Here is a 12,386-nt window from a genome sequence, read left to right on the forward strand (position 1 = left end):
GGCGAAGGCTGTCGCTGTGCCGCCTGCGGCGTGTCGGCTTCGTCACGCGTTCCGTGTCGGCATTTCCGCAAGCGAAATGTCAGCCGCGATCTTTGCCGAATTTCGATAACACGTCGTTTAATGACTCTCTAGCATCGATTCTCAGTCGCGCAGGCCGGCAGGCACGGCGCCTTTGAGGAGAGAGTCCGATGAAAGCAGAGTCGAATGGCCGGCCCGCCGCCGGCGCCAAGTCGTCCGGCCAGCCCGCGCTGCAGCAGACGCTCGGGACCTGGCAACTGTGGGGCATCGCGGTCGGCCTCGTGATTTCCGGCGAGTACTTCGGCTGGAGCTACGGCTGGGCGAGCGCCGGCACGCTGGGCTTCGTCGTCACCGCGTTGTTCGTCGCGGCGATGTACACCACCTTCATTTTCAGTTTCACCGAGCTGACGACGTCGATCCCGCATGCGGGCGGCCCGTTCGCGTATGCGCGCCGGGCGTTCGGCCCGACCGGCGGCTATCTCGCCGGTGCGGCGACACTCGTCGAGTTCGTGTTTGCACCGCCCGCGATCGCACTCGCGATCGGCGCGTACCTGCACGTGCAGTTCCCGGGCCTCGAGCCCAAGCATGCGGCAATGGGCGCGTATCTCGTGTTCATGGCGCTGAACATCGTCGGCGTGCAGATCGCGGCGACCTTCGAGCTGGTCGTCACGCTGCTCGCGATCTTCGAGCTGCTGGTGTTCATGGGCGTCGTGTCGCCGGGCTTCGCGTGGAGCAACTTCATGAAAGGCGGCTGGTCGGGCGCCGATCATTTCAGCGTGGGCGCGTTCCACGGGATGTTCGCGGCGATCCCGTTCGCGATCTGGTTCTTCCTCGCGATCGAAGGCGTCGCGATGGCCGCCGAGGAAGCGAAGAACCCGAAGCGCTCGATCCCGATCGCGTACGTGGCCGGGATCCTGACCCTCGTTGCACTGGCGATCGGCGTGATGGTGTTCGCCGGCGGCGCGGGCGACTGGACCAAGCTCGCGAACATCAACGATCCGCTACCGCAGGCCATGAAGTACATCGTCGGCGCGAACAGCGGCTGGATGCACATGCTCGTGTGGCTCGGGTTGTTCGGGCTGGTCGCGTCGTTCCACGGGATCATCCTCGGCTATTCGCGCCAGATCTTCGCGCTGGCCCGCGAAGGCTACCTGCCGGAATGGCTCGGGAAGGTGCATCCGCGCTTCAAGACGCCCCATCGCGCGATTCTCGCGGGCGGCGTGGTCGGCATCGCGGCGATCTACAGCGACGAGCTGATCCAGTTCGGCGGGCAGACGCTGACCGCGAATATCGTGACGATGTCGGTATTCGGTGCGATCGTGATGTATATCGTGAGCATGGCGTCGCTGTTCAAGCTGCGCCGCTCGCAGCCGAACATGGCGCGGCCGTTCCGCGCGCCGCTGTACCCGATCTTCCCGGCGTTCGCGATCCTGGCCGCGCTCGTCTGTCTCGGCACGATGATTTACTTCAACGGGCTGGTCGCGCTGGTGTTCCTCGGCTTCCTCGCGTTCGGCTACGCGTACTTCCTCGCGACGCGTTCGCAGCGTGCGAGTGCGCCGGGCGACGTGCTGCTGGAGGAGTGAGCAGGTGCAGGTGAACGGCCGTTCCTGACGGCATCCGGCGCGCCCCGTCGAACGGGCGCGCCGTCGGTTTTTGGCAAGGAGATTCGCAGATGTCCTATACGGAGACGATCGGTTCGCGCACGTACCGTTTCGCGGACCTGAAGACGCTGCTCGCGAAGGCGAGCCCGCTGCGTTCCGGCGACCAGCTCGCCGGTGTCGCGGCGGCGAGCGAGGAGGAGCGCGTCGCCGCGAAGATCGCGCTCGCGGGCGTGCCGCTGAAGGCATTCCTGAACGAAGCGGTGATCCCGTATGAAGACGACGAGGTCACGCGCCTCATCGTCGACGATCACGATGCGGCTGCCTTCGCGGAAATCTCGCACCTCACCGTCGGCGAGTTCCGCAACTGGCTGCTGTCGCCGGCCGCCGACGGCGCGGCGCTCGAACGGATCGCGCCGGGCCTCACGCCCGAGATGGTCGCGGCGGTGTCGAAGTTGATGCGCAACCAGGACCTGATCGCGGCGGCGCGGAAGCGCCGCGTGGTCACGCGCTTTCGCAACACGGTCGGGCTGCCGGGCCGGATGTCGGTGCGGCTGCAGCCGAACCACCCGACCGACGACGTGAAGGGCATCGCCGCCTCGATGCTCGACGGGCTGATGTACGGCTGCGGCGACGCGATGATCGGCATCAACCCGGCCACCGACAGCCTCGCGGCGATCGTGAAGCTGCTCGCGATGATCGACGGCTTCCGCGAACGCTACGGCGTGCCGACGCAGTCGTGCGTGCTCACGCACGTGACCAACACGATCGCGGCGGTCGAGAAGGGCGCGCCGGTCGATCTCGTGTTCCAGTCGATCGCGGGCACCGAGAAGGCGAACGCGAGCTTCGGGATCTCGCTCGCGCTGCTCGGCGAGGCGCGCGAGGCCGCGTTGTCGCTCAAGCGCGGCACCGTCGGCAACAACCTGATGTACTTCGAGACGGGGCAAGGCAGTGCGCTGTCGGCGAACGCGCACTTCGGCGTCGATCAGCAGACCTGCGAAGTGCGCGCGTACGCGGTGGCGCGCAAGTTCGAGCCGTTCCTCGTGAACACGGTGGTCGGCTTCATCGGGCCGGAATACCTGTACGACGGCAAGCAGATCATCCGTGCGGGGCTCGAGGATCACTTCTGCGGGAAGCTGCTCGGCGTGCCGATGGGCTGCGACATCTGCTACACGAACCACGCGGAAGCCGACTCGGACGACATGGATACGCTGCTGACGCTGCTCGGTGCGGCCGGCATCAACTTCATCATGGGGATTCCGGGCGCGGACGACGTGATGCTGAACTACCAGAGCACGTCGTTCCACGACCAGCTGTACGTGCGCGAGGTGCTGGGCCTGCGCCGCGCGCCGGAATTCGAGGAGTGGCTGGAGACGATGGAGATCGCCGACGCGCACGGTGCGTTGCGCGCGGCGACGTCGCGCGTGCCGCTGCTCGCGGGTGCGAACGACTGGATGGGGATTTCGGCATGAGCGACGCCGTCGAAAAGAACCCGTGGGCGCAGCTGAAGTCGTTCACCAACGCGCGGATCGCGCTCGGCCGCGCGGGCAACAGCCTGCCGACCGCGCCGCTGCTTGCGTTCAACCTGTCGCATGCGCAGGCGCGCGACGCGGTGCACCAGCCGCTCGACGCGGACGCGCTGCGGCGCGAGCTCGACGCGGCCGGCTTCGCGACGCTCGGCGTGCAGAGTGCCGCGCCCGATCGCCAGCATTACCTGCGCCGGCCCGACCTCGGCCGCAAGCTGTCGGATGACGGGCGCGCGCTGCTGGCGGCGCACGGCGACGCGGTGACGGGCGACGGGCCCGACGTCGTGTTCGTGGTCGGCGACGGGCTGTCGGCGTTTGCAGCCGCGAAGCAGGCGCTGCCGTTGCTGCAGGCCGTGCGGCCGCGGCTCGATGCCGATGGCTGGCGGATCGGCCCGGTGGTTGTCGCGACGCAGGCGCGCGTCGCGCTCGGCGACGAGATCGGCGAATTGCTGCGCGCGAAGGTGGTCGCGATGCTGATCGGCGAACGGCCGGGGCTCAGCTCGCCGGACAGCCTCGGCGTGTACCTGACGTGGGCGCCGAAGGTCGGCTGCCACGACGCATTGCGCAACTGCATCTCGAACGTGCGGCCTGAAGGGCTGCCGTACGCGGGGGCCGCGCACAAGCTGCATTACCTGATGACGCACGCGCGACGGCTCGGGCTGACGGGCGTCGGGTTGAAGGACGACAGTGATGCGTTGCTGCCGCAGGCGGAGGCGGAGCGGATCGGGGCGGAGTGAAAAGGGCCATGCGCGGGCCGCCGCGTGGCGGTGTTCGAGCCGTTCGAGCGGCCCGACGGGCGGCTATCTGAACAGCCGCTCGCACAGAAAATCGACGAACACACGCAGTTTCGGTGACAACTGCCGGCTCGACGGCCACACGATCGAGAATTGCCCCGGCGCGATCCGGTAGTCGTCGAGCACGGTGACGAGTGCGCCCTGCTCAAGCGCATCGCGCGCGAGGAAGTCGGGCATGTAGCCGATGCCGAGCCCCGCGAGCACGGTACCGCGCAATGCCTCCATGTTGTTGCAGGTCAGCGCGGTGCGCAGCTTCAGCGGCGTGCCGTCGTCGGCCGCGAGCGCCCAGTCCTGCAGCTTGCCGGTGGTCGGGAAGCAGTAGCGCACGCATTCGTGCGCTTCGAGATCGCGCGGCGTGCGCGGCGTGCCGGCCTGCGCGAGATACGCGGGCGTCGCGCACAGCACGAACGCGAACGGGCCGAGCCGCCGCGACATCAGGCTCGAATCCGACAGCGGGCCACTGCGGATCACCGCGTCGAAGCCGCCTTCGACGACGTCCACCATCCGGTCGTTGAAATCGAGATCAAGCTCGACGTCCGGGTAGCGCCGCCGGAATTCAGGCAGCACCGGCAGCAGGAAGCGGTAGCCGATCACCGGCAGGCTCACGCGCAGCTTGCCGCGCGGGCGCTGCGCGGAGGCCGTCACGGTCGCTTCCGCGTCGCGGAAATCCGCGAGGATCCGCTGGCAGCGTTCATAGAAGTGCCGCCCCTCTTCGGTGAGCGTGACGCGCCGCGTCGTGCGGTTGAACAGGCGCACGCCGAGCGACTGCTCGAGTTTCGCGATCGTCTTGCCGACCGCCGACGCCGAGATGCCGAGCGCGCGGCCGGCCGCGACGAAGCTCAAGGCTTCGGCGGTGCGGACGAAGGCGACGATGCCGGTGAGGTTTTCCATCGAATCGAAGGACGTGCGGCGACGCACGCGAGCGGGTCAATTGCGGAATTTTAGTCCGTTATATACGGAGCTTTGCGTGGTTTTTCGCCGATTGAATCGGATTTATCTTCTGTCGCTCTGACGGCGCATCCGCGCCGGCTTTTCGAGGAGCGATGATGGATCAGCCTTTTTCAGCCGCTTCGGCTCAGTCGGCACGCCGGCGCGCGTGGGTGCTGGCCGCCGTCTGCCTGGCCGCCGTCGCGCTGCCGCTGTCGTTTTCGGGCGGCGCCGTCGCGACGCCCGCGATCGGCCGCGACCTGCACGGCGGGACGGTCGCGATGAACTGGATCACCAACGCGTTCATGCTCGCGTTCGGCAGTTTCCTGATGGCGGCCGGCGCGCTGGCCGACCAGTTCGGCCGCAAGCGCCTGTTCGCGGTCGGCGTCGGCGGCTTCACGCTGATGTCGGTCGCGCTCGCGTTCGCGCCGTCGATGCTCGCGGTCGACCTGCTGCGCGCCGCGCAAGGGCTCGCGGCGGCCGCGGCGCTCGCGGGCGGCACGGCCGCGCTCGCGCAGGAGTTCGACGGCGCGGCGCGCACGCGCGCATTCAGCCTGCTCGGCACGACCTTCGGCATCGGGCTCGCGTTCGGGCCGGTGCTCGCCGGCGCGCTGATCGGGCATTACGGCTGGCGCGCGATCTTCGTGACGAGCGCGGTGGCCGGCGGGCTGTCGCTCGTATTCGGGCTGCCGCGCATGCACGAGTCGCGCGACCCGCATGCGACGGGGCTCGACTGGCCCGGCACGGCCGCGTTCACCACCGCACTGACGCTGTTCACGTTCGGCGTGATCGAGGCGCCCGCGCGCGGCTGGACGAGCCCGCTGGTGATCGCGCTGCTGGCAGGCGCGGCGCTCGGTGCGTGGGCGTTCGTCGCGATCGAGACGCGCGTCGCGCGGCCGATGCTCGATCTGTCGCTGTTCCGGATCGCGCGCTTCGTCGGCGTGCAGGTGCTGCCGGTGTCGACCTGCTGCTGCTACATCGTGCTGCTCGTCGTGCTGCCGCTGCGCTTCATCGGCATCGACGGCTTCAGCGAGATCGACGCCGGCTGGCTGATGCTCGCGATTTCCGCGCCGATGCTGATCGTGCCGTTCATCGCGGCGACGCTCACGCGCTGGCTGTCGGCCGGCGTGATCTCGGGGTTCGGGCTCCTGATCGCGGCGGCCGGGCTCGTGTGGCTGGGCATCGCGCTGCGTGGCGGCGCGGGGGCCGCGGCGATCGCGCCGATGGTGACGATCGGCGTCGGCGCCGGGATGCCGTGGGGGCTGATGGACGGGCTGTCGGTGAGCGTCGTGCCGAAGGAGCGCGCGGGGATGGCGACGGGGATCTTCAGCACGACGCGCGTGGCCGGCGAAGGGATCGCGCTCGCGATCGTGGGTGCGGTGCTGGCTGGGCTCGCGCGGACGGGGCTGACGCAGGCGGCGGGTGCCGCCGGCACGCCCGACGCGACGCTGCGTGCGGCGGCGCGGCTCGCGACCGGTGATCTTGCGGGTGCGGCGGTTGCGCTGCCGGGTGTCGGGCATGCGGCGCTGCTCGCGAGTTACACGCATGCGTTCGATCGGTTGTTGATCGGGCTGGCGGTCGTGACGGTGCTGTGTGCGGGGGTGGTGTTTGCGTTTCTTGGTGGGCGACCGGCGGCTACCGAAACGGGCGACGATACCGACGAGCACGCGCATGCCGACGTGCCGGTGCGCAACCGGATCGAACCGGCTTGTGCGGAGACGCACGCGCGTTGAGCCACGCGTCGTCGCGCACGGGCGGCTCCGGCCACGGCGGCCGGAGCGTCGTCCTATTTCGTCATCGATTTCGTCATTGCCGCATTCGCACGCTGACGATCCGCCTCGACCCTCAAGCCAGCACCAGCGGCGGCAGCGTCGCATCCGCCCGTGCCTGGGCATGCGCCACTTCAACCACCACATAGCGCCGCGCATCGGGCCACAGATGCGCACGGCTTCCTGCCTCCTCGTCGATCGTCGCATGGCCCTGCACGAGCCAGGTCGTCTGCCGCACGAAGTCGACGAACAGCAGCGCGATGGCCGGATTCACCAGCAGGTTGCCGATCGTGTTGAACAGGTGGTTGCCCGCGAAGTCGGGCAGCACGAGCGTGCGGCGGTCGGGCAGGTCGACGAGCGGCTCGAACGAGCCGTCCGCGCGCGGCTGGCGGCCGCGGTACGAGCAGTCGCTGTTGCCGGCCGCGTCGGCGGTCGCGACGATCAGGAACGCCTGCTCGCGGATGAACGCGATGGCGTCGTCGGTCAGGGGGCCGCGATCGTTCATGGTGTGGTTCGGCGCACATGCCGTTGCGTAGGAATGCACAGGGCGCACGCAAGCGACATGCCACGCGGCGCGGCCTGCCTCCGCGCGCAGCTGCGCTCGCGCACTGTTGAAATTTCGAACACCGCCCCGGCGCGCTGCGCAACCATGCTGTTCAGAATCGGCACACCCGCCATGCTGCGTCGGTGAACACGGCACGGTGCGCACGCGGGCCGGCCGCGGTTGCCGTGCTTCGGTCCTGTTTGGCACGCATGTTGCGTAAACGAGTGCAGCGCAATTCCAACCGGCGCTGTACTCACACAAGCACGATGAACAGGAGACATGTATGAACCCGTTTGACCTGAAGCAACTGGGCCTCGACGTCGAATACCCGTACCGTCAGCAATACGACAACTACATCGGCGGCAAGTGGGTTCCGCCGGTGAAAGGTGAGTACTTCGAGAACGTATCGCCGATCAACGGCCAGCCGTTCTGTCGCATCCCGCGCTCGGGCGCCGACGACATCGAACTCGCGCTCGACGCCGCGCACGCCGCACGCCGCAAGTGGGGCAAGACGTCGGTTGCCGAGCGCGCGAACCTGCTGCTCGCCGCCGCCGACCGGATGGAAAAGAACCTGAAGCTGCTGGCCGTGGCCGAGACGATCGACAACGGCAAGCCGCTGCGCGAGACGATGGCGGCCGACCTGCCGCTCGCCATCGACCACTTCCGCTATTTCGCGGGCTGCATCCGCGCGCAGGAAGGCGGCATCTCCGAAATCGACGACAACACCGTCGCGTACCACTTCCACGAGCCGCTCGGCGTCGTCGGCCAGATCATCCCGTGGAACTTCCCGCTGCTGATGGCCGCATGGAAGCTCGCGCCGGCGCTCGCGGCCGGCTGCTGCGTGGTGATGAAGCCGGCCGAGCAGACGCCCGCGTCGGTGCTGGTGCTGATGGAGCTGATCGGCGACCTGTTCCCGGCCGGCACGATCAACATCGTGAACGGCTTCGGCAAGGAAGCGGGCGAAGCGCTCGCGACCAGCAAGCGCATCGCGAAGATCGCGTTCACCGGCTCGACGCCGGTCGGCAAGCACATCCTGCGCGCGGCGGCCGACAGCCTGATCCCGTCGACGGTCGAACTGGGCGGCAAGAGCCCGAACATCTTCTTCGCCGACGTGCTCGACCAGGACGACGCGTTCCTCGACAAGGCGCTCGAAGGGCTCGCGATGTTCGCGCTGAACCAGGGCGAAGTGTGCACGTGCCCGTCGCGGATCCTGATCCAGGAATCGATCTACGAGAAGTTCATCGAGAAGGCGGTCGCGCGGGTCGAGCGCATCAAGGCCGGCCATCCGCTCGACCTGCAGACGATGATCGGCGCGCAGGCTTCGCAGCAGCAGCTCGACAAGATCCTGTCGTACATCGACATCGGTCGCGGCGAAGGCGCGCAATGCCTGACCGGCGGCGAGCGCACGGCGCCGGCGGCGGAGCTCGGCACGGGCTATTACGTGAAGCCGACGATGCTGCTCGGCAACAACAAGATGCGCGTGTTCCAGGAAGAGATCTTCGGGCCGGTCGCGTCGGTGATGACGTTCAAGGACGAGCAGGACGCGATCGAACTCGCGAACGACACGTTCTACGGGCTCGGCGCGGGCGTGTGGACGCGCAACGGCACGCGCGCGTACCGGATGGGCCGCGAGGTCGAAGCCGGCCGCGTGTGGACCAACTGCTACCACCTGTATCCCGCGCATGCGGCGTTCGGGGGCTACAAGCAGTCGGGGATCGGCCGCGAGACGCACAAGATGGCGCTGTCGAATTACCAGCAGACGAAGTGCCTGCTGGTGAGCTACCAGGCCGAGGCGCTCGGGTTCTTCTGATCCGAGTGTGGGCGTCCTGGCCGGCCGGCGGCGCGGTATGCGTCGGCCGCTCGGGGCGCCGTCTCGAGCGGTAAAGCTTCGGATACCGGAGGGTCGTTGAACGCGTGTCGCGCCGGGCGGCGGTGGCTGCCTGGCCGACGACCGGTGCGCGGATGCGTGCCGCGCGGCCGACCGGCGATCCGGAGATTGACCGTTTCCGCCCATTCGCATTTGCAATCTGGTTCCGGCCGCGCATTGTCGCGGTCTTCGCCGGAAACGATACCGATGGTCGTTTGCTCGCGGCGGCAAGTCGAGCCGGCGCACCGGACGTAAAACTCCATGTCAGAACCGCCCCGATCCTATCCGCGCCATCCCGTGTTCCACGCGGGTGAACTCGACGCGCAACACCGTTTCGGCGTCGCCGACGAGGCCGAGCGGATGAGCGACGTCGTGACGACGCGGCTGAGCATGGGCGTGCGTCAGTTCATCGAGACGCAGCCATTCATGTTCGTCGGCACGGCGTGCGGCGGGCAGGCGGGCGTGAGCTGCGACATCGTGCAGAGCCGGCGCGACGCGAACGGCGACCTGCTGCCGGTCGTGCGCGTGATCGATACGAAGACGCTGCGCTTCGTGTTGCCGGTGTACGGCGAGAGCGACGGTGGCCGGATTGACGCGGCGCGGTGTAACGGCAGCGGCGTCGGGTTGCTGTTCGTCGACTTCGTGCGCGGTATCCGTTACCGGATCAACGGGCGCGCGACGCTGCGGACGGATCTGTCCGAGGCGGACGCGGCGCCGTGGCCGGCCGGCAGCGCGATCGTCGAGTTGGCGGTCGCGCAGGCGTACGGCAATTGCGGCACGCGCGTCGTGCGGTTGCGGCCCGCGAACGGTGGCTAGCCGGCCGTCGCGCATTGCCGGGCGCGCGACGCGTACCGGATGCGGATGCGCCGGCGCGGCGCGTGCCGCACCGACGGGGTGCGTGCGACAAGGCGTTCGGGCATGCCCGCATGGCGCGTCCGTGCCGCGCAGCGTCGAATGACGGACTTTGCGCGGGGCGCGCGCTGTTCGGCACGGGACTTGCGTGGCAGGTGCGGTTCCGGGCAGGTGAGGGAGGACACGATGGACCAATACGTGGCGTGCAGCGAAGAACCGACGGCCGAAGACACGCGGCGCAACGCGCAGGGCGACGACGCGCTGGCCGGGCAGGCGGTCGTCAGCGTCGCGCATGATGCCGACGAGCAGGCGCGCAACCTGATCGGCTGGCGGCAGACCTACGACCAGCTCGCGGCCGGCCGATTCGTCGGCACATTGACCGAGCTGCCGCTCGACACGATGAAGCTGTTTCGCGAATCGACGAGCCACCTGCTGCGCCAGGCGTGTGAGGTGCGCGGCGATGCGTACTGGTTCGGCATTCCGCTCGTGAGCGACGGCACCGCGCGCGTCGATGCGTGCCGCATCGGGCCGGGTGCGCTCGCGTTCCGGCCCGGCAACGTCGAATTCGAACTGGTGACGCCCGCGCAGTTCTCGATCTACGGTGTCGTCGTGCGCGGCGACGTGCTGCGCCGCTACGCGGAAGAGGTCGAGCACTGTGCGCTCGACGAGCGGCTGTTCACGCAGCGCGTGATGCAGGTTGGCGATGCGCGGCTCGCGCGCCTGTGCGCGCTGCTCGGCCGCCGGCTCGACGGCGCGATGGCGATGGCCGGCCCGCTGGCCGATGCGCAGCGCGACGACCTGCAGGGCGAGGTGCTGGCCGCGCTGTTCGACGCGTGCGCGCAGCCGGCCGACGACGATTCAGGCCGTGCGCCGTCGATGCGCCGCTGGATCGTCGAACAGGCGCGCGACTACGTGCTCGCCCACCGCACGCGCCCGGTCGGCGTACCCGAGCTGTGCGAGCAGTTGCACGTGAGCCGGCGCACGCTGCAGTACTGCTTCCAGGACGTGCTCGGCATGGCGCCCGCGACCTATCTGCGCACGTTGCGGCTGAACGGCGCGCGGCGTGACCTGTGCGGCCGCGCGGCCGGCTCGGTGCAGGACGTGGCGGAGGCATGGGGCTTCTGGCATCTCAGCCAGTTCGCGACGGATTACCGGCGGCTGTTCGGCAAGCGGCCGTCGGAGACGCTGCGCGAGCGCGCGGTGATGGTGGCGGCGGGGTGAGCGCGGGGTGGTAGGCGAAGCGGCTCTGGTTTAGACGCCGCCTTCGGCACCGGCTCAGGCTCAGGCTCAGGCTCAGGCTCAGGCTCAGGCTCAGGCTCAGGCTCAGGCTCAGGCTCAGGCTCAGGCTCAGGCTCAGGCGGCGACGCTTTCGGCCTCGCAACTGGCCGCCGCACCTTGTGTCCCTATTCGGCCGTAGCCGCCGTTTCGCGCGGCGCGGGCCACGCCAGCGCATCCCAGTCGATCGCGCGATAGGCGGCCTCGACCGCCGCGAGATCGGCCGGCCGTTCGCTGCGATGCATCCCGCGCAATTCAGCGGGCACGTCGAGCGCGACCGGCACGCAATGCGGATAGTCGCGCACGCGCAGCGTCGGCCCGATCGTCGTGAAGCACGCGAGCGTCGGCACGTCGAAACCGTCGGCGAGATGGAGCGCTGCCGTGTCGGGCGCGAACAGCACGCTGGCACCCTTGATCCATGCCATGAACCGGGCCGTACCGCCGGCCGCATCGGCGCTCACGTCGACATAGGCGGGATGCGCGACGGGCCAGAACCCGGCTACCGGCAACCCGTAGCGCTGCACGAGCTGCTCGACGATCGTCGCCTGCAGTGCCGGCGGCACGCTGCGCAACGCGGTGCTCGCGGTCGCGCAGAACAGCACGTACGGGCGTTGCCATTGCGCAGGCAACGCAGGCAGCGGCAACTGCGCGAGCCAGCGGTTGCGCTTGGCCGACGCCGGCACCGACGCGGGCTCCACGCCGAGCGCGTCGAGGAAGAAATCGATCATCGGCAGCCGCGCGAACGCGGGCCAGTACAGGTGATTGCCGACGTCGATGCACGGCGCGTCCGCCGGCAGCGCGCCGGCGGGGTACGGCAGTGCGCGCGACGGCGCGACGCTGTCGGCCGCGAGCGCATACAGCGCCTCGACATAACCCGGCGCGCAGGCCGGTCGATACAGCGTGAAGTGCAGGCCCGGGTGCGCGGCGCGCAACGCGGCGAGTGCCGTGAGCCCGATCACCGAATCGCCGAGCGTGACACCCATCCCGTTGATCACGTGTACGTGCCGTGCACGGTCATAGTCGAGCCGGAACGGCCGGTGCGCGGCGTGCAGCAGGCCGCGTGGGGGCGCGGCAGGCACGTGGCCGACGGCACGCGCACCGCCGTGCTCCAGATCGTAAGGCGCGACGAGCGTGCCGTCCGGCGCGAGCAGCGTGCCGGGGTACGTGAGTGCGGCGTCGTGCGACAGCGCGACGGCGTGCGGCGCGGCGTGCATGT

General features: G+C 69.2%; 10 protein-coding genes. 7 read left to right on the forward strand and 3 right to left on the reverse strand.

Translation table 11 applies throughout. From position 1 onward, the window contains the following. The first annotated feature begins 188 nt into the window (after nt 1–188). From eat to eutC, 3 genes are all read left to right on the forward strand, one after another. On the forward strand, nt 189–1,601 hold the full coding sequence (gene eat, locus QZM35_RS30680; RefSeq protein ID WP_039351387.1) for an ethanolamine permease: 1,413 nt from the start codon (nt 189–191) through the stop codon (nt 1,599–1,601). Between the two features lie 89 nt (nt 1,602–1,690). Continuing rightward, nucleotides 1,691–3,088 (forward strand): ethanolamine ammonia-lyase subunit EutB, encoded by a 1,398-nt coding sequence (locus QZM35_RS30685; RefSeq protein WP_089471894.1) that lies wholly within the window; start codon nt 1,691–1,693, stop codon nt 3,086–3,088. Next, complete coding sequence (eutC, locus tag QZM35_RS30690; RefSeq protein ID WP_089424175.1) at nt 3,085–3,879, forward strand: ethanolamine ammonia-lyase subunit EutC; 795 nt, start codon at nt 3,085–3,087, stop codon at nt 3,877–3,879. The genes QZM35_RS30685 and eutC overlap by 4 nt, the downstream gene beginning before the upstream one ends. 63 nt (nt 3,880–3,942) lie before the next feature. Here eutC and QZM35_RS30695 read toward each other — a convergent pair whose 3' ends face one another. Further along, nucleotides 3,943–4,827 (reverse strand): LysR family transcriptional regulator, encoded by an 885-nt coding sequence (locus tag QZM35_RS30695; protein ID WP_301777407.1) that lies wholly within the window; start codon nt 4,825–4,827, stop codon nt 3,943–3,945. 155 nt (nt 4,828–4,982) lie between these two features. Here QZM35_RS30695 and QZM35_RS30700 point away from each other — a divergent pair, with 155 nt between their 5' ends. Further along, on the forward strand, nt 4,983–6,596 hold the full coding sequence (locus QZM35_RS30700) for an MFS transporter (RefSeq protein WP_301777408.1): 1,614 nt from the start codon (nt 4,983–4,985) through the stop codon (nt 6,594–6,596). Between the two features lie 112 nt (nt 6,597–6,708). Here QZM35_RS30700 and QZM35_RS30705 read toward each other — a convergent pair whose 3' ends face one another. Further along, entirely contained in the window at nt 6,709–7,137 is a 429-nt protein-coding gene (locus QZM35_RS30705) for a pyridoxamine 5'-phosphate oxidase family protein (RefSeq protein ID WP_089424178.1), read from the reverse strand. A gap of 322 nt (nt 7,138–7,459) precedes the next feature. On the opposite strand from QZM35_RS30705, the gene QZM35_RS30710 reads away from it, so the two are divergent. The 3 genes from QZM35_RS30710 to QZM35_RS30720 all read left to right on the forward strand — a co-directional run bounded on the left by QZM35_RS30710 (nt 7,460) and on the right by QZM35_RS30720 (nt 11,116). Beyond that, a complete protein-coding gene (locus tag QZM35_RS30710) occupies nt 7,460–8,986 on the forward strand; it encodes an aldehyde dehydrogenase family protein (protein ID WP_089424179.1) in 1,527 nt (508 codons plus the stop codon). A gap of 318 nt (nt 8,987–9,304) precedes the next feature. After that, nucleotides 9,305–9,859, forward strand: a complete 555-nt coding sequence (locus tag QZM35_RS30715; RefSeq protein WP_174974759.1) for a hypothetical protein — start codon at nt 9,305–9,307, stop codon at nt 9,857–9,859. 222 nt (nt 9,860–10,081) lie between these two features. Beyond that, nucleotides 10,082–11,116, forward strand: coding sequence for a helix-turn-helix domain-containing protein (locus QZM35_RS30720; protein ID WP_089424181.1), 1,035 nt, complete (start codon nt 10,082–10,084; stop codon nt 11,114–11,116). Between the two features lie 182 nt (nt 11,117–11,298). On the opposite strand, the gene QZM35_RS30725 is transcribed toward QZM35_RS30720, so the two are convergent. Next, nucleotides 11,299–12,384, reverse strand: coding sequence for an ADP-heptose--LPS heptosyltransferase (locus QZM35_RS30725; protein ID WP_174974761.1), 1,086 nt, complete (start codon nt 12,382–12,384; stop codon nt 11,299–11,301). Nucleotides 12,385–12,386: the final 2 nt, after the last annotated feature.

This window comes from Burkholderia sp. AU45274 (assembly GCF_030482505.1).
Classification (GTDB): Bacteria; Pseudomonadota; Gammaproteobacteria; order Burkholderiales; family Burkholderiaceae; genus Burkholderia.

Coding starts and splice junctions, on each gene's coding strand:
- QZM35_RS30715 (WP_174974759.1), top strand. CDS start 9,305: ATGTCAGAACCGCCCCGATCCTATCCGCGCCATCCCGTGTTCCACGCG.
- QZM35_RS30700 (WP_301777408.1), top strand. CDS start 4,983: ATGGATCAGCCTTTTTCAGCCGCTTCGGCTCAGTCGGCACGCCGGCGC.
- QZM35_RS30710 (WP_089424179.1), top strand. CDS start 7,460: ATGAACCCGTTTGACCTGAAGCAACTGGGCCTCGACGTCGAATACCCG.
- QZM35_RS30685 (WP_089471894.1), top strand. CDS start 1,691: ATGTCCTATACGGAGACGATCGGTTCGCGCACGTACCGTTTCGCGGAC.
- QZM35_RS30720 (WP_089424181.1), top strand. CDS start 10,082: ATGGACCAATACGTGGCGTGCAGCGAAGAACCGACGGCCGAAGACACG.
- eutC (WP_089424175.1), top strand. CDS start 3,085: ATGAGCGACGCCGTCGAAAAGAACCCGTGGGCGCAGCTGAAGTCGTTC.
- eat (WP_039351387.1), top strand. CDS start 189: ATGAAAGCAGAGTCGAATGGCCGGCCCGCCGCCGGCGCCAAGTCGTCC.
- QZM35_RS30705 (WP_089424178.1), bottom strand. CDS start 7,137: ATGAACGATCGCGGCCCCCTGACCGACGACGCCATCGCGTTCATCCGC.
- QZM35_RS30695 (WP_301777407.1), bottom strand. CDS start 4,827: ATGGAAAACCTCACCGGCATCGTCGCCTTCGTCCGCACCGCCGAAGCC.
- QZM35_RS30725 (WP_174974761.1), bottom strand. CDS start 12,384: ATGCACGCCGCGCCGCACGCCGTCGCGCTGTCGCACGACGCCGCACTC.